This is a genomic window from Chitinophaga silvatica, from assembly GCF_003419895.1.
Taxonomy (GTDB): domain Bacteria; phylum Bacteroidota; class Bacteroidia; order Chitinophagales; family Chitinophagaceae; genus Chitinophaga; species Chitinophaga silvatica.
In genome coordinates this window covers 112,140-133,341 of record NZ_QPMM01000008.1, presented here as the reverse complement: position 1 = coordinate 133,341, position 21,202 = coordinate 112,140, and the positions used below count along the sequence as shown (strand labels likewise).

Below are 21,202 nucleotides of genomic sequence, written 5' to 3'. Positions count from 1 at the left end.
CCAATGTAATTTAATTCTTATGAGATATTCCACATTATTATTGGCATTCCTTCTATGCACATTTTCTTTATCGGCAAAGGATCGCTTGTTTTATCAGATTAAGGTATATCATTTAAAAAATGATCAGCAGTTGCAGAGCCTTGAGCAATTTCTTCAAAGTTCCTATGTACCTGCATTGCACCGTTCGGGTATTAAGCAGGTTGGTGTTTTCAAACCAGTAACAGCAGATACAGCAGATTTAAAGTTGTATGTACTGATCCCTTTCAGCAATTTAGAACAACTGGCCAGCCTTGATAACAGGCTTTTCCAGGATAAATCCTTTCTGGAAAGTGGTAAAACTTTTATAGATGCAGCATGGAATAACCCGATGTATGCCCGTGTAGAATCTATTTTGTTGCAAGCTTTTCCCGGCATGCCAGGTATGGATATTCCTAAATTGGAGTCGCCCAGGCAAGAAAGAATTTACGAATTACGTAGTTACGAAAGCTCTTCTGAGAAATACCATATCAACAAAGTTAGAATGTTTAATGCAGGTGATGAAATAGGTATTTTTAAACGTTTAGGATTTAATGCGGTATTTTATGGATCAGTGGTTGCGGGTAGCCGGATGCCTAATTTAATGTATATGACCACATTTAATAATAAGGCAGAAAGAGATGCACATTGGAAAGCATTTGGAGATGATTCGCAATGGAAATCTTTGGTAGCTAAAGAAGAATATGCCCATAACGTTTCAAAGTCTGAGATCTTCTTTTTACAACCGACAGATTATTCAGATATCTAAAATTAGATCTTCCGGGCTGTAAAAAACACAGCCCGGAAATTGTACATAAATTAATTTAGTCATCAATAATTAATTATATACGAACGGACTAAACGAAGTTTTTGATTGTAGTTAAAAAAAAGTTGATAGATTTTTTTCGTTCACACCACCAGCTTCAAACACAATACCACAGAGGATTTAACAAACCCCACCATTTGCAAACCGGCTGTAGATCAAGGCTTTTCCCAAGAAAAAATAATTATTAAATTTTGTAGTGTTAATTAATTGCCTACATTTGCAACCACATTGCGAGGTAGAGCAGAGGTAGCTCGTCGGGCTCATAACCCGAAGGTCAGTGGTTCGAATCCGCTCCTCGCTACAAGAACAAAAAATCCGAAGCCTTAGGTTTCGGATTTTTTGTTTTAGGAATATTTCTTCAGCACCTATTTTTCCCACCTGGTGATTCATTTTTATGAGGTAGTCGGATACATTTGAATGGCTTCTATAAAAAAATTGTTAAAAATGATTTCTTTTACAGCAAATAAATACTACTTTTAATTTTTAATGACAGGAACCGAATATTAAACGCTTGTTATTTTTTTTGGAAAGGGATTTTTAGGAATCTTTTTTTTAGGCTTAGTTGCTAAATCGATTTTTTAATTTATCGATATAATATTAGAAAATAGCTATTTAGAATTGACTTATGAGAAGGAAAGTAAAACTTTGTCAGTCGACTTTTAGAGATTATTCAGCAATGAAATAAGGGTATTCTATTTTTTTGCTACTCAGCTAAATCGATATTGCTTGTTATTATATTAAATTTTGAAATTACTATAATTCACGTATGCTGCTTTAGTATATATCCATAATATGGAATAAAGTACTGTAAGACTATTTTTTCACGTATTTCTAAATCAAAACTTTAAACTAAAAACAAAAACACTCTAAGTCCAGACCGCCTTTATCACTAATGCTAAATCGATTTTCTTAACATTCAGTAAAAGGCATCAAACTTTTATTAACCAACTTCAATTAATGAATATGCACAAACGATCCACGTTTTGGGCGCAGACCTGTTTTGCCAGCATGGTTCTGATGCTCCTCTCGCATTTTGCCTTTTCGCAAGGCAAACAAGTATCCGGTAAGGTAACGGATGCAGAGACCAAAACACCTATCCCTGGTGTATCTGTTCAAGTAAAAAATACTTCTACAGGTACCATAACTAAACCTGATGGTAGTTTCAGCCTGACTGCCCCTGAAAATGCTGTTCTGGTATTTAGTTTCATTGGCTTCGACTCTAAAGAAGTTCCTGCCAATGCAGCTGGCAACATTGTACTTAAACCTTCTGTAAAATCTTTACAGGACATTGTGGTAATTGGTTATGGTACTCAGAAAAGAAATGAGGTAACCACTGCAGTTGCTACTGTTAAAGCTGAAAGCTTTAACCAGGGTGGTGCGCGTTCACCAATGGACCTGGTTCAGGGTAAAGTAGCTGGTTTGGTTGTTACCCGTCCTAATGGTAATAATCCAAACAGTAGCGCTTCTATCCAGATCAGAGGTTTAACTTCTATGGACGGTGATATGCAGCCATTAATCGTTATCGATGGTATTCCCGGAGGAAATTTAGATCTTCTGCAACAAGATGACATCGCCTCTTTCGACGTATTGAAAGATGGTTCTGCTGCTGCAATCTACGGTACCAGAGGTAACAATGGTGTAATCCTGATCACTACCAAAAAAGGTAAAGCAGGCGAGCCGGAGTTTAACTACTCTACCTATCTGCAACGCGAAGCTGTTGCTAAAAAACCAGGTATTCTTAGCGCCGCTGATTATTTAAAAATAGCTGGCGAGAATAATAACCAGGGTGCAAACGTAAATATGTATGATCTGTTATTGGATAAGAATAACCTTAGCCATTATCACAACTTTGCTGCTTCTGGTGGTACTGCCACTACTAACTACCGTGCTTCTGTCTATTACAACGATGCAAACGGTATTGCACTGCAAAATGGTCGTCAGCAATATGGTGGAAGAATCAACATCAACCAAACTGGTTTACAAGGTAAACTGTCTTTACAATTAAACCTTGCTACCAACCTGAATAAAGCCAATATGAATGGTGGTAGAGGTGGTGATTTCGAACAGGCTGTTCAACGCAACCCTACTGCTCCTCTATATGATGCCAATGGTAAATTCATTGAAACAAATGGTTTCAATAACTATAATCCATTAGCACGCTTAATGCAGGAACAAAATACCAGAGATCAAAAAACCAATTCCGGTGACCTTCGTTTAACGTTGGAACCAATCAAGGATTTGAAAATCTCTGCATTTGGTGCGATTGTAAGCGACGACTATAATGATCGTGAATATCGCAGCAAAATCTCCCGTTCTTCAATCCAGGATTACCAGGGTGGTGGTTATGCCCGTAAAGCAAATTATACTGGTAAAGACAGAACTTTTGAGTCAACCGTTGACTATACCAAAAGAGTTTCTGACCATACCTTCAACATAATGGGTGGTTACAGCTACCAATACTCTACCTGGGAAACTTATGATATGAACAACAACGGCTTCCTGACCGATGCCTTTGAAGATTGGAACATTAATGCAGGAAATGCAATTAATGATCCAAAACTTCCTCGTCCGTCTATGAATAGCCGTAAAGAAGATAATACCCTGATTGCATTCTTTGGTAGAATCAACTATAACTACCAACAGAAATATATGTTACAGGCTATTCTTCGTCACGAAGGTTCCAGCCGCTTTGGTGTCAACAACAAATGGGGTAATTTCCCGGCAATATCTGCTGGTTGGGTTATTTCCAAAGAAGCATTTATGCAGGATATCAATATCTTCAATAACCTGAAATTACGTGCAGGTTATGGTGTTACTGGTAACCAGGGTATCCCTAACTATAAGGCATTAATTACAATGGGTACTGGTGGTGCATATTTGCAAAATGGTAAATGGATTCAAACATACGGCCCTAACAAGAACCCTAATCCAAACCTGAAATGGGAAACCAAGAAAGAGTTGAACATCGGTCTGGATTGGTCTATCCTGAATAACAGAATTGGTGGTGCTTTAGATGTTTATAACCGTAGAACCAATGATTTGCTCTATGCATACAGTTCTCAAGTTCCTGCCAATATCGTGTCTACTATGTATACCAACGTAGGTGTACTTGCCAACAGTGGTGTTGAAGTAGTATTGAATACCGTTCCTGTGAAACTTAAAGACTTTACCTGGAACAGTGATGTTACATTCAACTTCCAAAAAAATAAAGTTGTTTCCTTCTCTAACGAGGTTTACAAAACTTCTCCTCAATACTTCGGAGATCTTCCTTCCCCAGGAAACCTCGGTCAGGCTATCCGCGTAGTTGAAGGTGGTCCACTCGGTTCCTTCTATGGATATCGCTTTGCAGGATTCAATGATGCCGGACAATGGTTACTGTACAAAAAAGATGGTTCTAAAGCATTGGCTAGTGAAGTAAATGAAGACGACAAAGCAGTTATTGGTACTGGTATTCCTAAATACATGGCTTCCTGGAGCAATACTTTCCGCTACAAAAACTGGGATCTGACAGTATTCTTCCGTGGTAAATTCGGATTCCAAATCCTGAATCTGCAGGATATGTACTTCGGTAACAAAAAATGGGCTCCTAACAACATGCTGGATTATGTACTTGGTAAAAATGCTAAGCTTAATGATAATCCTGCATACTCTGACTACTACCTGGAGAAAGGCGATTTTGTAAAATTGGATAACCTTACTTTAGGTTACAACTTCCAACTGAAAACAAAATACATCCGTAACCTTCGTTTATACGCAGCCGGACGTAATATCGCTACTATTACCAAATACAGTGGCTTAGACCCAGAACTGCAAGATACTGCTCTTGATTCCGGTATCGACTCAAGAGGATTTTATCCACGTACCCGTTCTTACACCATCGGTCTGAACATCGGATTCTAAAAGCAGCAAAAACTTAAAAAATGAAAAAAAGTAATATAATTCTCGGCGCAGCCTTCATGGCACTTGGTTTAGGTGCATGTACGAAGCTCGACGAAAAACCATATAGTGAAATCACTGTAGACAATTTCTATCGTAACAGAGAAGAGGTAATGTCGGCAGTTTTACGCCCATTCACTCACGCAAATGCATGGGCTGCTCCTACCGGCCAGCTTGGTTACTGGAGAGTATCTGAACTCTCTGCAGATCAGTTGGCATGGCCACAAAAAGGCCGTCACGGTTATGACGGTGGTAACTGGATCCGCTTACACAATCACCAATGGATCGCAAACGATGATAACGTATGGAACCCATGGAACCTGATGTTCTGGGGTATGGGATTCTGTAATGCAACCATCAGAGATTTATCATCATTGGATTTTACCAAAATCGGGATGACCGAAGCAGATAAAACAAGCATTATCGCAGAAACCAAAGTTCTTCGCGCCTGGCATTATCTGAAACTGATGGATCTTTACGGTAATATTCCGGTTGTTACTCAAGTAGGTGTTCCTGAGTCTCCTGCTACAAAGCCTCGTAAAGAAGTATTCGAGTTCATCGAAAAGGAAATCAGAGATAATGCTGAACAATTACAACCATTATCTCCGCAACTGGTAGGTCGTGTTACCAAAGCAGGTGCATATGCAATGCTGGTAGAACTATACCTCAATGCTGAAGAGTGGACTGGTACCCCTCGTTGGGATGATTGTATTACTTACTGTAATAAAATCATTGCTGGTGACGGTGGTTCTCTTGCTGGTAGCATTCCTGCTCTTGAACCAAATATTACCAATGCATTTGCCAATACTAACAGTAATTCCCCTGAAGGTCTGTTCCAAATCGCATACGATTTCCGTAGTGGAAACTTCCGCTTTGGATGGAACGGAGATTTCTGGCACTATCGTCAACGTCAGATCTATAACGCAGATCGCGATGGTAACAACGGTATCGTTGTAATTCCAACAGCTTTCGACGCGTTTAAAGATAAAGACCTTCGTAAACAACAGTGGATGCTGATCGGATCTATGAAGAAAGATCCGGCTTTACGCACTTCTGAAGCTGATAGCCTTGTATTAGGTACTGAAGAATACAGTGATAAACCACTGGTTTTTGTAAAAGAAATCCGTCGTAACTCTGAAGGTGAAACCGGAGAAGGTGGAATGACCCGCGGTGAAGAAAACAGCGGTGCAAGATTCGCTAAATATCTTCCTGGTAAAACCGATGACCCTAATTACTGGGGTAATGACTTCATGTTGTATCGTTTAACTGAAATCTACTACAATAAAGCTGAAGCTTTAATGAGAAAGAACGGTAAAATGGCTACTCAGGAAGCAGTAGATCTGATCAATACCTGCAAAAAACGTGCTTTCAAAGCTGCAGATTGGACTACAGAAGCATATACAACTACTACCCTGACTATGGATGAGTTGTTAGCAGAAAGAGGTCGTGAATTTATCTTCGAAGGAAAACGTCGTGAAGACATGATCCGTTTCGGAAAATTCACCACTGCTACCTGGTGGGATCACAAACCAACTGCTGATAAATACAAGTTGTTTGCTATTCCATTCAGACAATTAAGTATTAATCCAAACCTGAAACAAAACCCAGGTTTTGAGTGATAAGAACAAATAATAATTAAAAATGGGCTGTCTCGATATCGAGACAGCCCATTTTTATTAAGGTAACTTATAGAGGAATTATTGATTAAGCTAAGTGCAGCACTACAATTCTATCCGTGTTTTATTTTAATACTCCAATAGCTCTTTCACTGCTTTAATTACCTTCTCTGCGCTTGGAAGCATCTCCGCCTCCAACCCTGTATTCAGTGGCACCGCCGGTAAATCGGCCGCCCCAATCATTGCAACAGGTGCATCGAGATACCTGAAACACTCACCCTGAATTTTACCCGCCAGGGATTGTATGAAAGATGAATTCAACTGTTCTTCAGTAAGCACCAAACATTTACCATGTAACTTCACCTGACTGTATATAAGTTCTTCATCCAGCGGATAAAGGGTTCGTAAATCTACCACGGTTATCTGACCAGGAAATGCCTTTGCGGCAGCTTTGGCCCAATACACACCCATTCCATAGGTAATAATGCACATAGTATTACCCTGTTTAATATCGCGGGGATGTGCGGATTGTACAATAGTTCCTTTTCCTAATGGTAGTATGTAATCGGCACCTGGTTCTATTGTCATAGCCTCTAAAGTGCCAGGCACCTTGCTCCAGTAAAGTCCTTTATGTTCCAGCATAATTACCGGGTTAGGATCAAGGAATGCCGCTTTCATCAACCCTTTCATATCTGCAGCATTTGAAGGATATACGACTTTGATTCCTTTTATGCTTAATAAAGTAGATTCTATACTACCAGAGTGATACGGACCACCTCCTCCATACGCACCTATAGGAACTCTGATCAATGCCTGAACAGGAAATTTACCATTACTGAGATAGCAGGATTTAGCTACTTCCGTAACCAGCTGGTTAAAGCCCGGGTAGATGTAATCCGCAAACTGAATTTCTACAATTGGCTTTACTCCTACCGCCGATAAGCCGGTGGTAGCACCAATGATATAGGCTTCCTGTATAGCAGTATTATATACCCTGTGATCTCCAAACTTCTCTCCCAGCGTTGCTGCTTCCCTGAAAACACCGCCTAAACGACGACCAACATCCTGGCCGAAAAATATAGCTTCAGGATAATTCTGTAAGATATCTTCTACAGCATGTAATGCGGCATCTACCATTACCACTTTCTGTTTTCCGGCCGGAGTACGTTCTCCTCTTTCTTCAGTTATTGTAGTAGGTGCAAAAACATGATCCATAAAAGATTCACGAGTTGGATCGGGTGCTTCAACAGCATGTTCGAAGGCATGGAGTACATCATTTGCTGCGATGATATCCAGTTCTTCAAGTATTGCATCAGCAATACCATGTTTCATGAGCAGAGATCTTAATTTTGGTAAGGGGTCTTCTGCTATATGTTTGTTTAAGTCGTCTTCTGTTCTATACCATTCTTTACGCACACCAGAAGTATGGTGGCCCAGTAGCGGAACATTTGCCTGCACCAGAATTGGTTTTCTTTCCTGCCTCACATAACCGATAGCTGTTTCCATGGCAGCATAGCTGGCCGTGAAATCGCTGCCATCTACTCTCATTCGTTCGAGCCCTTTAAAGCCTGCGGCATATTCATATGCGTCCATCGCCCGTACTTCTTCTGCAGTAGCAGAAATTCCCCAGTTATTATCTTCAACCAGATAAATAATTGGTAAATGCTTAAGCACTGCAAACTGTAAGGCTTCACTTACTTCTCCTTCCGTAACGCTGGCATCTCCCAAAACACAAACAACAACAGGTAGTTCTCCGTTAGGGCCTGTTTTAAGGTGAGGAGATTTCGTGTTTTCCAGATATTGGAGCCCCTGAGCCATTCCGGTAGCAGGAATCACCTGCATACCTGTAGCACTGCTTTGATGTGGAATTTGTGGCCGATCCGGTCTTTGATTGTTTGGATGGCAGTAATAGGATCTTCCACCCGAAAACGGATCATCTGCTTTTGCGAGAAGCTGCAGCATTAGCTCGTAAGGGGTAAAGCCCATTGCGAGAAGCATGGCATCGTCGCGATAGTAGGGAGAAACGTAATCCCAGGGTTTTAATTGAAGGCCTGTAGCTATCTGAATAGCTTCATGCCCCCGGGAGGTAGAGTGTACATACCGGCAAATAGTGCGGTTGGCTTCGTAGGTTGCAGCCATATGTCCTGCCTCACACATCAGTTTCCAGGCTGTTAGTAAATCTGCCAACTCCTTACTATCTCCTACAGGATTGGTGGATAGCGTTTTTAAAGTTGAAACGCTTGTGTTATCTTTAAACACAATAAGACTGTTTTGGTGATGATGGTGATTAAAAACAATAGTTGCCATAGCAACAGTTGCTAATGCAAATTAATTAATATGACTGATACTTTCGTCAGTAATCCCTCTTTTTTTAAGTTGGATGCTACGCTAAAAAAACTTCGCAACTATTGGCAAAAGACCTTCGATGCCCAACAGAAGGACATTACAGTGGATCAATGGCTACTTATTGAGAATTTATACAAGCATAAAAAAACTACCCATAACGAGCTTGCCCGTAATACCTCAAAAGATATCACTACTATTTCCCGGATTATTGAATTATTGGTAAAGAAGGGGCTGGTAAGAAGAGAAGTGGATTCCCTGGACCGCAGGAAGGTTTATTTACAATTAACACCTGAGGGTGTGGAAAAGTATAAAGATGTGAAAGCGGTGGTATATGATATGCGTAAGGTGGGCTGGAAACACCTTTCGGAAAAAGATTATGAAGAGTTAACAAGAATTCTGGATACTATCTATAATAATATTCCTTAATTCAATAGCAGCGAATCTCTTCGCTGCTATTGAATTACATTTATTTTACGCTGAATTCGAGCAGGCTGTCGTCTTCGATAAAGGCTTCAAAGCTATCATTTATTTCGGCAGGGCCTACACCGGCGGGAGTACCGGTAAAGATGAGGTCGCCTATGTTCAGGGTAAAGAATCTTGAGATATAGGAAACCAGAAAATCGAATGAGAACAGGAGATCTTTGGTATTTCCTGCCTGAGCGATGGCTTTGTTTTTATAGAGACAAAAATTGATATCGTTTTTATCCATTTCCGGAGTGATAGGAATGAATTTGCCTACGACTGCAGAGTTATCGAATGCTTTCGCAATTTCCCAGGGGAGGCCTTTGGCTTTTTGTTTATCCTGAAGATCGCGCGCTGTAAAATCTATTCCTACAGAGATCTGATCGTAATATTTATCGGCGAATTTCTCCTGGATATGTTTACCATTTTTGCTCACTTTCAACACCAATTCGCACTCATAGTGCAAATTATTGGTGAATTCAGGATAAAAAAATGGATGACCATTTTGCAGAAGGGCATTTTTGGGTTTCATGAATAATACAGGTTCGGTAGGTACCTCGTTCTTCAATTCTTTGGCATGATCGGCATAGTTCCTTCCTACACAAATAATTTTCATAAAGTGTTATTTTAAAGTTGAAAAAGTAATAGCTCCTTATTTACCGGGAAAAGTAAGTTTGTTGTATTCATTCATGGTTCTGGCGATTCCAATAGTAGCGAAACTTTCTATGATATCTGCACTTTTTTCAATTTTTTCCTGAACCACAGGTTCTTCAGTATTTTTCCATTTTCCGAGTACAAAGTCTACCTGCCGGCCTTTCGGATATTGATTTCCAACGCCGAATCTCAGGCGGGGATATTGATTGCTGCCAAGAGATTCCTGAATACTTTTCAGGCCATTATGACCAGCATCGCTACCTCCGGGTCTTAAACGCAGCACATCGAGGGGTAAAGCCAGATCGTCCAGGATCACCAATAGGTTTTCTATTGTGATCTTTTCTTTATCCATCCAATATTTGATTGCTCTGCCACTTAAGTTCATGAAAGTGGTAGGCTTAATAATTATAAACGTTTTGCCTTTCCATTTGCACTCAGCTACATCGGCCAGTCTATCGTTCTGAAACACTGCATTATGCCTGGCAGCAAAAGCATCTACTACATCAAATCCGATATTGTGTCTTGTATGCTTATATTCTTCTCCGATATTTCCCAGGCCGGCTATCAGGTATTTCATGTTATCTGATTATATAAAAATGCAATAATAGCGCATTGTAACGCGATGTATCAAAATTAAAAAGCCTCTCTAAAAATAGAGAGGCTTTCTGGAAAAATATTTCTAAAAATTATTTCTTTTTAGCGTCTTTTTCAGCGGTAGCTTCTTCCTGACGTAATTGACGAGTCATTACAACAGAAGCGATAGGAATACGTGGAGAGTTGGTGATTTCGATACCAGCGATCTTCACGTCTTCAACGCGGATGTTACTGTTCAGTTCCAGGTTTTCGATGTTTACTTCGATATTCTCAACCAGGTCTTTAGGTAAAGCTTTCACTTTCAAAGCTTTCAGTTTGCTAACCAGTTTACCACCAGCTTTAACACCAACGGATTGACCAACCAGTTTAATTGGCAAAGTAACGTTAACTGTTTTGTCCTCTACCAGTTCCATGAAATCAACGTGAGACAGCTCATCTGTTACTACGTCGAATTGCAGGTCTTTCAATACGCCTCTGTAAGTTTTGTTACCCAGTTTAATTTCAGCGATTTGGAAATCGGCAGTGTAAACCAGGGATTTGAATGCTTTAGCAGGAGCTGAAAAATTTACAGTTTCTGCACCCCCGTAAATAACGCAAGGCACTTGTTCCTCAGAACGAAGCTGGCGGGTGGCTTTTTTACCGAATTCGCTCCTGAGTTGTCCTTCGATGGTTATTGTTTTCATTGTTTAGACAATTTATATTGATTAAAAAAATACGTTCTTTAGTCTTGTCTGCGATGGCTGTGAATAAACAGATTCGTGATAGACTTATTCTCGTGCATATTGCGAATGGCTACTGCGAATAATTCGGCTACAGTAATCACTTTAATTTTAGAAGGAGCTCCAGGCTTCAGTGGAATGGTATCACAAACCACGATTTCTTCTAAAACTGAGTTATTGATATTTTCGTAGGCATTACCGCTGAAAACGGGGTGCGTACAAAAAGCTCTGACACTTCTGGCGCCTTTTTCTTTCAAAAGATTTGCTGCTTTTGATAAAGTACCGGCAGTATCGCATATATCGTCAATGAGCACAATATCCCTGTCCTTTACATCTCCAATTACCACCATGGATGCAATTTCATTGGCACGTTTACGGTGCTTATCGCAGATTACCATTTCGGCATTGAAGTAGGAAGCCACTTCCCTTACCCGGTTTGTACTTCCAACGTCGGGGGATGCAAAGGTAAGATTTTCCAGCTTTAAATTCTCTATATAAGGAATAAAAATAGCTGAGCTATCCAGGTGATCTACCGGGATATCGAAGAAGCCCTGAATCTGAGGGGCGTGTAAATCCATTGTAATTACCCTGTTAGCACCTGCCGAGGTCAGCAGATTTGCTACCAGCTTAGATCCAATGGCCACACGAGGCTTGTCTTTTCTATCCTGACGAGCATAGCCGAAATAAGGAATTACCGCGGTAATATAACCGGCTGAAGCCCTTTTAGCAGCATCAATCATCAGAAGCAACTCCAATAAATTGTCAGAAGGTGCACTGGTTCCCTGGATCAGGAAAACATAATCACCACGGATACTTTCCAGGAAAACTGGTTGGATCTCACCGTCACTGAATTTTTGGATTTTAACTTTACCAAGGCCTCCCTGAAGCCCTTTACCGTACTTTTTGGCAATTTTTTCGGCTAGTGCCGGATTACTGTTGCCTGTAAAAATTTTTACTGAAGGTTGCATACTAGATACTAGTGGAAAAGAGGTTGCAAAACTATGATTTTTGGGTGTACCAGCCTGATTTTTTTATAACTAAAAAAATATAATATATAAACCACATCTATATAATACTTATAATCATTATGTTATATAAATGTTAATGAGAGAAAAATTCAGCGGAGGCTGTACACAATTCATAATAAATTTAATAAATTTGGTTAAATAGATTGCCATGTTTGTTAACGTATACCCAACCTCTCATTTGCCCATTTCCTCCTGGGCAGAAGATGATAAGCCAAGAGAAAAATTAATCAATATTGGCGCATCATCGCTAAGTGATGCCGAATTATTAGCAATTTTAATTCAAACCGGCCATAAGCAAAAAACAGCCTTAGATTTGGCCAAAGAAATTCTTCAGCTCGCTCATAATAACCTCTCTGAATTGGGAAAAATCAGTGCCAGCCAGTTAAGCTCGCTTAGAGGAATTGGAGAAGCCAAAGCTATAACTATATTAGCCGCCATGGAATTGGCCAGAAGGAGGCAGGCAGGATATATCCACAAGAAAACTGTGATCAGCAGCGGGGCAGCTGCCGCATTGTTTTTAAAGCCTATCCTTGCAGATTACCCCTATGAAATCTTTTATGTTCTGTTTCTAAATCATGCCAACAAAGTTCTGGCTCATAAAAGAGTCAGTAATGGAGGTATAAGCAGTACAGTTGTAGATGGAAGACTAATTTTTAAAGAGGCTATCATCAATAATGCAACAAAAATTCTACTTTGCCATAACCATCCTTCAGGCAACCTGAAACCCAGCCAGTCCGATATCCTGGTAACACGTCGGATGAAAGAAATGGGGCAAATATTCGATATTCTATTAATAGATCACATAATTGTAGGAGAAACTGGCTATTTAAGTCTTGCTGAAGAAGGTATGTTATAATTTTATAAGATAGGAGATTATGCAAATACTTGAATGAACAAATACTTAAATACGTAATCCTAAAATCCGTATTTCTATTTACTTTCGCAGATAATTATTCAAATACGTATGCTCAAAATAGGACTCTTCGGCGTAGGACATTTAGGTAAGATACACCTCTCCCAGCTGGCTACTATGAAAGATGTTGAAGTAGTTGGCTTCTTTGATCCAGGCGAAGCCAATGCTGCCAGTATTGCTCAATATAATATTCCAAGATATAACTCTCCGGAAGAGCTGATTCAGGTGGTAGATGCGGTTGATATAGTAGCTCCTACCACTCAACACTTTAAACTCTGCGAACTGGCCATCAGAAATGGCAAGCATATTTTCGTAGAGAAGCCAATGACCAATACTATGGATGAAGCTAAAACACTGGTGAAACTAGTGGATGAAGCAAATATCAAATTCCAGGTAGGTCACGTAGAGCGTTTCAATCCTGCTTATTTAGCGCTACAAGGGTATGATTTGAAACCAATGTTCATAGAAGTACACAGGTTAGCAGAGTTCAATCCACGAGGCACAGATGTAAGCGTTATCCTGGATCTGATGATCCATGATATTGATATTGTGCTGAGCATTGTAAAATCTACTGTAAACCGAATTTCGGCCAGTGGTGTAGCTGTTATGAGCGATACCCCGGATATTGCCAATGTACGGATCGAATTCCATAATGGCTGTGTAGCTAATTTAACTTCAAGTCGTATCTCTCTTAAGAAAATGCGTAAGATGCGTTTATTCCAGAAAGACGCATACATAGGCATCGATTTCCTCGATAAAAAGACTGAAATTATTAAACTTAAAACGGAAGCAGACGAAGGATTGTTTTCGCTGGATATTGATACCAATAGTGGTAAAAAGACAATTGCAATTGCCAATCCGGAAATCAAACAGTCTAATGCCATCAGAATGGAACTTGAACTTTTCCGTGATAGTATCCTCCTGAATAAACCTGTTGCAGTTAATGCAATTGATGGTTTACAGGCAATGGATGTAGCACATCAGATTCTGGCCAAAATCAATAAAGGATTACTGGAAACCGCTGCCAATAAATAGGAAGCGTTGTAACATAAACCGTTGTCAGTTCGTTTAAAACAAAAATTCATTCTATGAAATATTGTTTTTTAGTGCTTGCAACGGTTATTTTTTTATCGTCATGTTTTAAAGATCCTCCTTCCACTGCTGCCTATATGTTCCGTCAGGAAAAATTATGTGATAATCCCTGGGGTAAGGCAGATACCACTACCTCTTCAACTATCCGCTACTGGCTGGTCGCAAACAAAATACAATTTGAAACAGCCGGAATTTCCGGAGATACCATTTCACATACCATCCTCAATTCCAACAACTGCGATACACTTACCGGCAGAAGAGCATATGCACTGGTTCCATTTGCCGATACAGCTAAAGCAGTTCAGGCAGGCTTACAATATCATTAGTAATTTATCTGAATGATTCAATTAAACCAGCTATATAATGTAACAGTGATCTTTTCATATCACTAACCTATACAGCAAAATCAATTCAATCGGGTTTACAATATATTTTTGAACGGAAACGGCTAATTTAAAACGGATGCATCAAAACCTTATTGTTCCTGCAACAAAGCTGCTGCAATTGTAAGGTCCAGCGGCTTGGTTATTTTGATATTAGACTCCTCGCCCTGTACCAAATGAACCGGATTACCCAGTCGTTCTACTACTGTGGCTTCATCTGTGAATAATGGATCGTAGGGAAGTTCGAATGCTTGTATCAGAAGGTCGGATAAAAAGGTTTGAGGGGTTTGTATAATCTTATACTTATCTCTGTCTACTGCCTTATTGGTATCGCCAGCAACTTCCCGAAGGCTGTCTTTCATATCAATCACAGGAATAGCGCTACCATGCAGGAGAGTAGCTTCATAACAGCGACGGATCAACGAAACGGAAACCAGCGGTCTTACTCCATCATGAACAAATACTACTGCATTCTGTGCATGCTGTAAGCCATTCTTTACTGAGTGAAAACGAGTTTCTCCTCCGCCAACTATAGTTATTTTGGATAAGGAAGGAAAATCTTTCAGGAGTGTATTTACATAGGTAAAGTGGGCAGTAGGTACTACCAAAACTATCTCCATGTCGTGGTATGCCGCTGCAAATGCATTAATAGTATGCAATAAAACAGGCTTGCCGGCGAGTTCTAAAAATTGTTTAGGAACTGTACTCTGCATGCGGGTACCAGATCCGCCAGCAACAATAATGGCTACTTTTCTGTATTCCATATTTTTAAAAAAAATACGGATTTGCGGGTAGAAATTTCAGCCCTCAAATCCGTATTCAAACAACTAACTAATTCTTATCAGATAATCAGCATAGCATCGCCATAGCTGAAGAAGCGATATTTTTCTTTGATAGCTTGTTGGTATGCTTCCATGATCAGATCATAACCAGCAAAAGCGCAAGTCATAATCAGCAAGCTTGTTTTTGGCAAGTGGAAGTTAGTTACCAGTGAATTAGGAATAGCAAAATCATATGGCGGGTGAATGAACATATTAGTCCATCCTTCAGCTGCCTTTAAATGATTCTGTGCTGTAACAGAAGATTCAACTGCTCTTACAGAAGTAGTACCGATAGCGCAAATACGGCGGTTTTCTTCTTTCGCCTTATTTACAATCTTAACAGCGTGTTCCTCGATGTGGAAATACTCAGCATCCATTTTATGTTTGCTCAGATCTTCCACTTCAATAGGACGGAATGTACCCAAACCAGTATGCAAAGTAACTTCGGCAAATCTTACACCCTTGATTTCTAATCTTTTGATCAGCTCCCGGCTAAAGTGTAAACCTGCTGTAGGTGCAGCAACTGCTCCTTCATACTTTGCGTAAACAGTCTGATAACGCTCCTTATCCTCTTCTTCAGGCTTACGCTTGATATACTTTGGCAAAGGAGTTTCTCCCAGTTGATCCAATACTTGTTTGAACTCATCATCATTTCCTTCAAAAAGGAAACGGATAGTACGACCTCTGGAGGTAGTATTATCGATAACTTCAGCTACAAGTGTTTCATCATCTCCAAAGTATAATTTGTTACCCACGCGGATTTTACGGGCTGGGTCAACAATTACATCCCACAGGCGGTTTTGCTTGTTAAGCTCACGCAGCAGGAATACTTCAATTTTTGCTCCTGTTTTCTCCTTGCGGCCATACAACCTTGCTGGAAATACTTTGGTATTGTTCACAATCATTACATCCTTGTCGTTGAAATAACCCAGGATATCTTTAAATACTTTGTGTTCAATTTTTCCAGTAGTGCGATTTACCACCATTAAGCGTGATTCATCTCTTGTCTTAGAAGGGTGCTGCGCGATCAGATTTAAAGGAAGATCGAATTTGAACTGTGATAGTTTCATATTACGGTATGAATAAGAAATTTTTAGAGTGTGCAAAATTACCAATTAATATTCATACCATCAAAATATGATATAAAAATATTATTAATCAATAATTTATAAATTAAAAAATTGTAGGAATAGCCGAAATCAACTGTTGTGTGTATGTCTCTCTGGGGTGATTATAAACGTCATCTGCCCACCCCTGTTCCACAATCTTCCCCTTTTGCATTACCATCATCCTGTCACTAATAAACCTAACAACCGATAAATCATGAGAAATAAAAATACAGGTAAACCCAAATTCCTCCCTCAATCCAATCAGCAGGTTTAATACCTGTGCCTGTACACTCACATCCAATGCAGCAACCGACTCATCACACACTATAAAGGAAGGAGAAACTGCCAAAGCCCTGGCTATTACAATCCTTTGACGCTGCCCTCCCGATAATTCATGCGGATAACGTTGGTAAAACGACGTTGGTAAACTTACTTTCTCCAAAAGCATCTCTACCCTCTCCTTCTGAGACTTTTCGTTCCCATAAAGCCCGTGTACCTGCATGGGCTCAAGAATAGCCGCTCCTACCACCTGCCTTGGGTTCAATGATGCATATGGGTCCTGAAATATCAGCTGCATATCCTTTCTCAAATGTCGCATTCCTATTGCCGAAAGGCTTCGAATATCTTGTCCTTTATAAACAATACTTCCCCCCGTTGGTTCTACAAGTCGCAAGATTGAGCGGCCTAAGGTAGTTTTTCCACATCCCGACTCGCCAACTAATCCCATTGTTTCTCCTGCAGCAATATTAAAACTCACTCCATCTACCGCTTTCATCCATCTTTTTACCTTACCGGTAAATGATTTCTCCACCGGAAACCAGGTTTGCAGTCCTTCTACCTGTAAAATTGGTGGGGTATCAATCAATTGTTGCCGCCGATTCTCGAGGGTAGAAAGGGGTATTGTTAAGGTATCAACTAAATCATTGATCTTGTTCTTTTTTTCGAGTATTCTGTTCTGCTGGTCGATCTCCATAAAATCGGCAGTAACCGGAAGACGGAATAACCGCCTGTCTACCGGTGGCCTGCACGCCAGCAGGCCTTTAGTATAAGGATGCCTGGGATTTAACAATACTTCCCGAGCTGTTCCTGCTTCCACAATATCTCCCTTATACATTACCACCACTTTATCCGCTATTTCCGCTACTACGCCTAAATCGTGGGTTATAAACATCACGCTCATATCCATTTGCTGCTGTAACTCCTTCAGGAGATTCAGTACTGTTTTCTGAACAGTTACATCCAGGGCGGTAGTTGGTTCATCTGCTATTAAAAGGCTCGGATTACAGGCAATTGCCATCGCAATCATTACCCTTTGCTTTTGGCCACCCGATAATTCATGTGGATATCTTTTGAAAATAGATGGAGGATCTGGAAGTTTAACCTGTTCGAAAAGTAGCTCAACTTTCCTTCGTGCAGCAGAATTGTCCATTGGCTGATGCTGCCTTAATGCTTCAACAACCTGCCAGCCGCAAGTTTTCAGGGGGTTAAGCGCTGTCATTGGCTCCTGAAAGATCATGCTCAGCTCTTTTCCTCTATAGGAGCGCATGGTCGAATCTGAAAGCTGCACCAGGTTAACTACAGCCTCATTTGAGTTCTGAAAAAGAATATTGCCCCGTGTTGTAGTACCAGGAGTGTTAATCAGTCTCATTAAAGATAGAGCTGTCACCGATTTTCCGGAGCCGGATTCACCGACGACGCCCACCACTTCCCCTTTCCCTATTGAAAAGGAAATTTCATTTACAGCCGTTGTTGTTGTGTTGCCAGATTGGAATTTAACTTCCAGGCTTTGGATATCTACCCGCTTTGTAAGCATACCCGGAAGTTACAACAAATCTAAAAACGAAGATGCTTCACGGTTTGGTGACTCTCAATGAGTTTGCGTAATGAATCTATTCCTATTTTCAGATGACGCTCTACAAATTTTGTAGTTACCTTTTTATCGCTGTCTTCCGTTTTTACACCTTCCGGTACCATTGGCTGGTCGGAAACCAGGAGTAATGCGCCTGTAGGAATTTTATTGAAAAAGCCTACTGAAAAGATCGTGGCTGTTTCCATATCTACCGCCATTGCTCTGATTTTTTCAAGATATTGCTTGAATTCGGAATCATGTTCCCATACCCTTCTGTTGGTAGAATAGCAGGTACCGGTCCAGTAATCCTGACCAGCGTCTCTGATGGTAGTAGAGATAGCTTTCTGTAAAGCAAATGCCGGTAAAGCAGGAACTTCCGGTGGGAAATAATCGTTGCTGGTTCCTTCTCCTCTGATAGCGGCAATTGGCAGAATCAGATCACCTATCTGATTTTTCTTCTTCAATCCACCACATTTACCTAAAAACAATACTGCTTTAGGAGTAATTGCAGATAAAAGATCCATTACCGTTGCAGCACCAGGGCTGCCCATTCCAAAATTGATAATGGTAATATCACCAGCGGTTGCACATTGCATAGGTCTGCCCTGACCAACAATCTGAACGTTGTTCCATTCTGCAAACATGGTAACATAGTTACTGAAATTCGTGAGGAGAATGTGAGACCCAAAATTTTCCAATTTTTCTCCTGTGTAGCGGGGCAACCAATTAGCTACAATTTCTTCTTTTGTCTTCATAGCCTTTTGACAGGCAAATATAAGGTTTTTTCTCCGACTGCCCATATTATAGTATTGTAACTATCTTCGCATCAAAATCTATCAACATTTGATTGCTATCACCTTTCCAACGCCGGATTTCAAAATTGTCAAAGAAGGAAACAAAGAATTGATCTTTGACCGATTAAGAAAGAAATATATTCTACTTACACCAGAGGAATGGGTAAGGCAAAATTTCCTCAATTATCTGGTTCAAACACTTGAGTATCCCTCTGCCCTAATTGGGATAGAAAGGGAAATTTATATAGGGGAAGTAAAGAAGCGATATGATATAGTGATTTACAACAGAGATATGCAGCCATGGATGCTGATAGAGTGTAAAGAGATGAATGTTCCGCTGACCAACAAAACGCTGCAACAGGTAGTACAGTATAATATGGCTATGCCGGCCAGTTACCTGGTGATCACTAATGGTCTTCATACCTTTTGTGGTACATATACCGCCAATCAATGGCAATTTCTAAAAGCTCTTCCTGCTTATCCATCTATCTAAAAAATAAAAAAGGCAGATCTCCACATTAATCCATCAACCTAAAAATAAAAAAGCATAAAGATCAGTAGTCCGACCTTTATGCTTTTTGATATTATTAGTGCGTTTGCGTTTATCCGATCAAGGGAAAATACCCAGTTGTTCGTATGCAGCACCTACCTTATTGATAGCTACAACATAAGCAGCAGTACGCATATCAGTGATCTGAGGATTTGCAATCATAGCATCGCGAACTTCGTGTAAAGCAGCGTGCATGGTTTCTTCAAGACCAGAGTAAACCAGATCTACTTCATCAGCACCATGTGCAATGAATTTTCTTTCCTGCTCAGAAACTTTCTTACCGGTAAGGTCTTCGATAGTTTGAAGAATATGCATGTTCATATTTTCATCGAAACGTTTTCCTAAGCGGCCATAACGAACGTGGCTAAGGTTTTTCAGCCATTCGAAATATGAAACGGTTACACCACCTGCATTCAGGAACATATCAGGAACGATGATCACACCTTTTTTATTCAGGATTTCATCTGCTTCCGGAGTTAAAGGACCATTTGCGGCTTCACCGATGATCTTAGCTTTAACGTTTGGAGCATTGTTTTCATCGATTACATTTTCCAGTGCTGCAGGGATCAGAATTTCGCATTCGAGTTCCAGACCGTCTGTATTTTTCTTCAGGTTTACAGCACCAGGGAAGTTAACGATAGAGCCGGTAGCTTTTTTATGCATTAATACTTCATCCGGGTTCATACCATTTTCGTTGAAGATGGCGCCATCCCATTCGATCAGGCAGATTACCTTAGCACCTGCTTCGTTGAAATATTTAGCAGCATGGTATCCTACGTTACCCATACCCTGAACCACCACTCTTTTACCGGTAAGGCCAGTAGTAAGGCCAATGCGGTCCATATCTTCCTTAATATTGCACAGTTCACGTAATCCGTAGAATACACCTAAACCGGTAGCTTCAGTACGACCACGTACACCACCCTGAGAAACTGGTTTACCGGTCACACAACCGTAACCATCTATTTCTCCTGGGCGTAAGCTCATGTAGGTATCGAGGATCCAGCTCATTTCTCTTTCACCGGTACCGTAATCAGGAGCAGGCACGTCTGTACCCGGGCCAATAAAGTTTTTCTTTACCAATTCGGCAGTATAACGACGGGTAATTGCTTCCAGCTGGAAAGGAGTAAAGTTGCGGGGATTGATTTTGATACCGCCTTTAGCACCACCAAACGGAACGTTTACGATAGCGCATTTATAGGTCATTAAGGAAGCCAATGCCATCACTTCATCCTGGTTTACTTCTTCGCTGAAGCGAATACCACCTTTACAAGGCAGTTTGTGGTGAGAGTGTTGTACACGGTATGCTTCAATTACTTGAACGGTATCGCCTATTCTTACTGGGAATTTAATCTGGTATACAGCGTTGCAGGCTTTGATCTGCTCCAGGATACCTTTATCCCATTTTGTGAACGCAGCTGCTTTGTCGAAGCTCTTTTCCACACTTTGGAAAAAGCTATAATGCTGTTCTTGCGACATAAAACTATTGTTTTGG

General features: G+C 40.4%; 18 protein-coding genes and 1 tRNA gene. 9 read left to right on the top strand and 10 right to left on the bottom strand.

Annotated elements, in window-relative coordinates:
• The first annotated feature begins 19 nt into the window (after nt 1-19).
• The 4 genes from DVR12_RS16070 (at nt 20) to DVR12_RS16055 (ending at nt 6,396) form a co-directional block, all read left to right on the top strand.
• A complete protein-coding gene (locus DVR12_RS16070; RefSeq protein ID WP_116976825.1) occupies nt 20-784 on the top strand; it encodes an NIPSNAP family protein in 765 nt (254 codons plus the stop codon).
• A 286-nt stretch (nt 785-1,070) separates the two neighbouring features.
• A tRNA-Met gene (locus DVR12_RS16065) sits at nt 1,071-1,142 on the top strand.
• A gap of 662 nt (nt 1,143-1,804) precedes the next feature.
• Entirely contained in the window at nt 1,805-4,741 is a 2,937-nt protein-coding gene (locus DVR12_RS16060; protein WP_233522409.1) for a SusC/RagA family TonB-linked outer membrane protein, read from the top strand.
• A 20-nt stretch (nt 4,742-4,761) separates the two neighbouring features.
• Nucleotides 4,762-6,396, top strand: a complete 1,635-nt coding sequence (locus DVR12_RS16055; protein ID WP_116976823.1) for a RagB/SusD family nutrient uptake outer membrane protein — start codon at nt 4,762-4,764, stop codon at nt 6,394-6,396.
• 126 nt (nt 6,397-6,522) lie between these two features.
• On the opposite strand, the gene DVR12_RS16050 is transcribed toward DVR12_RS16055, so the two are convergent.
• Nucleotides 6,523-8,700, bottom strand: coding sequence for an alpha-ketoacid dehydrogenase subunit alpha/beta (locus DVR12_RS16050; protein ID WP_116976822.1), 2,178 nt, complete (start codon nt 8,698-8,700; stop codon nt 6,523-6,525).
• A gap of 30 nt (nt 8,701-8,730) precedes the next feature.
• On the opposite strand from DVR12_RS16050, the gene DVR12_RS16045 reads away from it, so the two are divergent.
• Complete coding sequence (locus DVR12_RS16045; protein ID WP_116976821.1) at nt 8,731-9,165, top strand: MarR family winged helix-turn-helix transcriptional regulator; 435 nt, start codon at nt 8,731-8,733, stop codon at nt 9,163-9,165.
• 40 nt (nt 9,166-9,205) lie between these two features.
• Here DVR12_RS16045 and DVR12_RS16040 read toward each other — a convergent pair whose 3' ends face one another.
• From DVR12_RS16040 to DVR12_RS16025, 4 genes are all read right to left on the bottom strand, one after another.
• The gene (locus tag DVR12_RS16040; protein ID WP_116976820.1) at nt 9,206-9,817 is read right to left on the bottom strand and encodes a fumarylacetoacetate hydrolase family protein; all 612 of its coding nucleotides are present in this window, start codon (nt 9,815-9,817) and stop codon (nt 9,206-9,208) included.
• A 36-nt stretch (nt 9,818-9,853) separates the two neighbouring features.
• Nucleotides 9,854-10,432 carry an aminoacyl-tRNA hydrolase gene (gene pth / locus DVR12_RS16035; RefSeq protein WP_116976819.1) on the bottom strand — a complete coding sequence of 193 codons (579 nt, stop codon included), beginning with the start codon at nt 10,430-10,432 and terminating at the stop codon, nt 9,854-9,856.
• 109 nt (nt 10,433-10,541) lie between these two features.
• The gene (locus tag DVR12_RS16030) at nt 10,542-11,132 is read right to left on the bottom strand and encodes a 50S ribosomal protein L25 (RefSeq protein ID WP_116976818.1); all 591 of its coding nucleotides are present in this window, start codon (nt 11,130-11,132) and stop codon (nt 10,542-10,544) included.
• A 38-nt stretch (nt 11,133-11,170) separates the two neighbouring features.
• Nucleotides 11,171-12,136: a ribose-phosphate pyrophosphokinase gene (locus tag DVR12_RS16025; protein WP_116976817.1), complete on the bottom strand. Its 966-nt coding sequence runs from the start codon at nt 12,134-12,136 to the stop codon at nt 11,171-11,173.
• A 208-nt stretch (nt 12,137-12,344) separates the two neighbouring features.
• On the opposite strand from DVR12_RS16025, the gene radC reads away from it, so the two are divergent.
• The 3 genes from radC (at nt 12,345) to DVR12_RS16010 (ending at nt 14,527) form a co-directional block, all read left to right on the top strand.
• The gene (gene radC, locus DVR12_RS16020; protein ID WP_116976816.1) at nt 12,345-13,052 is read left to right on the top strand and encodes a RadC family protein; all 708 of its coding nucleotides are present in this window, start codon (nt 12,345-12,347) and stop codon (nt 13,050-13,052) included.
• A 108-nt stretch (nt 13,053-13,160) separates the two neighbouring features.
• Entirely contained in the window at nt 13,161-14,144 is a 984-nt protein-coding gene (locus tag DVR12_RS16015; protein WP_116976815.1) for a Gfo/Idh/MocA family protein, read from the top strand.
• Between the two features lie 53 nt (nt 14,145-14,197).
• A complete protein-coding gene (locus DVR12_RS16010; protein ID WP_116976814.1) occupies nt 14,198-14,527 on the top strand; it encodes a hypothetical protein in 330 nt (109 codons plus the stop codon).
• A 149-nt stretch (nt 14,528-14,676) separates the two neighbouring features.
• Here DVR12_RS16010 and DVR12_RS16005 read toward each other — a convergent pair whose 3' ends face one another.
• The 4 genes from DVR12_RS16005 to DVR12_RS15990 form a co-directional block, all read right to left on the bottom strand.
• The gene (locus tag DVR12_RS16005; protein WP_116976813.1) at nt 14,677-15,348 is read right to left on the bottom strand and encodes a 2-C-methyl-D-erythritol 4-phosphate cytidylyltransferase; all 672 of its coding nucleotides are present in this window, start codon (nt 15,346-15,348) and stop codon (nt 14,677-14,679) included.
• A gap of 77 nt (nt 15,349-15,425) precedes the next feature.
• Nucleotides 15,426-16,475 carry a tRNA preQ1(34) S-adenosylmethionine ribosyltransferase-isomerase QueA gene (gene queA / locus DVR12_RS16000; RefSeq protein ID WP_116976812.1) on the bottom strand — a complete coding sequence of 350 codons (1,050 nt, stop codon included), beginning with the start codon at nt 16,473-16,475 and terminating at the stop codon, nt 15,426-15,428.
• 103 nt (nt 16,476-16,578) lie between these two features.
• Nucleotides 16,579-18,327 carry an ABC transporter ATP-binding protein gene (locus DVR12_RS15995; RefSeq protein WP_116976811.1) on the bottom strand — a complete coding sequence of 583 codons (1,749 nt, stop codon included), beginning with the start codon at nt 18,325-18,327 and terminating at the stop codon, nt 16,579-16,581.
• 20 nt (nt 18,328-18,347) lie between these two features.
• Nucleotides 18,348-19,118, bottom strand: coding sequence for an AMP nucleosidase (locus DVR12_RS15990; RefSeq protein ID WP_116976810.1), 771 nt, complete (start codon nt 19,116-19,118; stop codon nt 18,348-18,350).
• Nucleotides 19,119-19,206: 88 nt separating this feature from the next.
• On the opposite strand from DVR12_RS15990, the gene DVR12_RS15985 reads away from it, so the two are divergent.
• Nucleotides 19,207-19,650: a type I restriction enzyme HsdR N-terminal domain-containing protein gene (locus tag DVR12_RS15985; protein WP_116976809.1), complete on the top strand. Its 444-nt coding sequence runs from the start codon at nt 19,207-19,209 to the stop codon at nt 19,648-19,650.
• Between the two features lie 117 nt (nt 19,651-19,767).
• On the opposite strand, the gene DVR12_RS15980 is transcribed toward DVR12_RS15985, so the two are convergent.
• Nucleotides 19,768-21,186 carry a Glu/Leu/Phe/Val family dehydrogenase gene (locus DVR12_RS15980; protein WP_116976808.1) on the bottom strand — a complete coding sequence of 473 codons (1,419 nt, stop codon included), beginning with the start codon at nt 21,184-21,186 and terminating at the stop codon, nt 19,768-19,770.
• Nucleotides 21,187-21,202 lie beyond the last annotated feature (16 nt).

Coding starts and splice junctions, on each gene's coding strand:
- DVR12_RS16025 (WP_116976817.1), bottom strand. CDS start 12,136: ATGCAACCTTCAGTAAAAATTTTTACAGGCAACAGTAATCCGGCACTA.
- queA (WP_116976812.1), bottom strand. CDS start 16,475: ATGAAACTATCACAGTTCAAATTCGATCTTCCTTTAAATCTGATCGCG.
- DVR12_RS16040 (WP_116976820.1), bottom strand. CDS start 9,817: ATGAAAATTATTTGTGTAGGAAGGAACTATGCCGATCATGCCAAAGAA.
- DVR12_RS16055 (WP_116976823.1), top strand. CDS start 4,762: ATGAAAAAAAGTAATATAATTCTCGGCGCAGCCTTCATGGCACTTGGT.
- DVR12_RS16010 (WP_116976814.1), top strand. CDS start 14,198: ATGAAATATTGTTTTTTAGTGCTTGCAACGGTTATTTTTTTATCGTCA.
- DVR12_RS16005 (WP_116976813.1), bottom strand. CDS start 15,348: ATGGAATACAGAAAAGTAGCCATTATTGTTGCTGGCGGATCTGGTACC.
- DVR12_RS16045 (WP_116976821.1), top strand. CDS start 8,731: ATGACTGATACTTTCGTCAGTAATCCCTCTTTTTTTAAGTTGGATGCT.
- DVR12_RS15990 (WP_116976810.1), bottom strand. CDS start 19,118: ATGAAGACAAAAGAAGAAATTGTAGCTAATTGGTTGCCCCGCTACACA.
- DVR12_RS16060 (WP_233522409.1), top strand. CDS start 1,805: ATGCACAAACGATCCACGTTTTGGGCGCAGACCTGTTTTGCCAGCATG.
- DVR12_RS16070 (WP_116976825.1), top strand. CDS start 20: ATGAGATATTCCACATTATTATTGGCATTCCTTCTATGCACATTTTCT.
- DVR12_RS16030 (WP_116976818.1), bottom strand. CDS start 11,132: ATGAAAACAATAACCATCGAAGGACAACTCAGGAGCGAATTCGGTAAA.
- DVR12_RS15995 (WP_116976811.1), bottom strand. CDS start 18,327: ATGCTTACAAAGCGGGTAGATATCCAAAGCCTGGAAGTTAAATTCCAA.
- radC (WP_116976816.1), top strand. CDS start 12,345: ATGTTTGTTAACGTATACCCAACCTCTCATTTGCCCATTTCCTCCTGG.
- DVR12_RS16050 (WP_116976822.1), bottom strand. CDS start 8,700: ATGGCAACTATTGTTTTTAATCACCATCATCACCAAAACAGTCTTATT.
- DVR12_RS16015 (WP_116976815.1), top strand. CDS start 13,161: ATGCTCAAAATAGGACTCTTCGGCGTAGGACATTTAGGTAAGATACAC.
- pth (WP_116976819.1), bottom strand. CDS start 10,432: ATGAAATACCTGATAGCCGGCCTGGGAAATATCGGAGAAGAATATAAG.
- DVR12_RS15980 (WP_116976808.1), bottom strand. CDS start 21,186: ATGTCGCAAGAACAGCATTATAGCTTTTTCCAAAGTGTGGAAAAGAGC.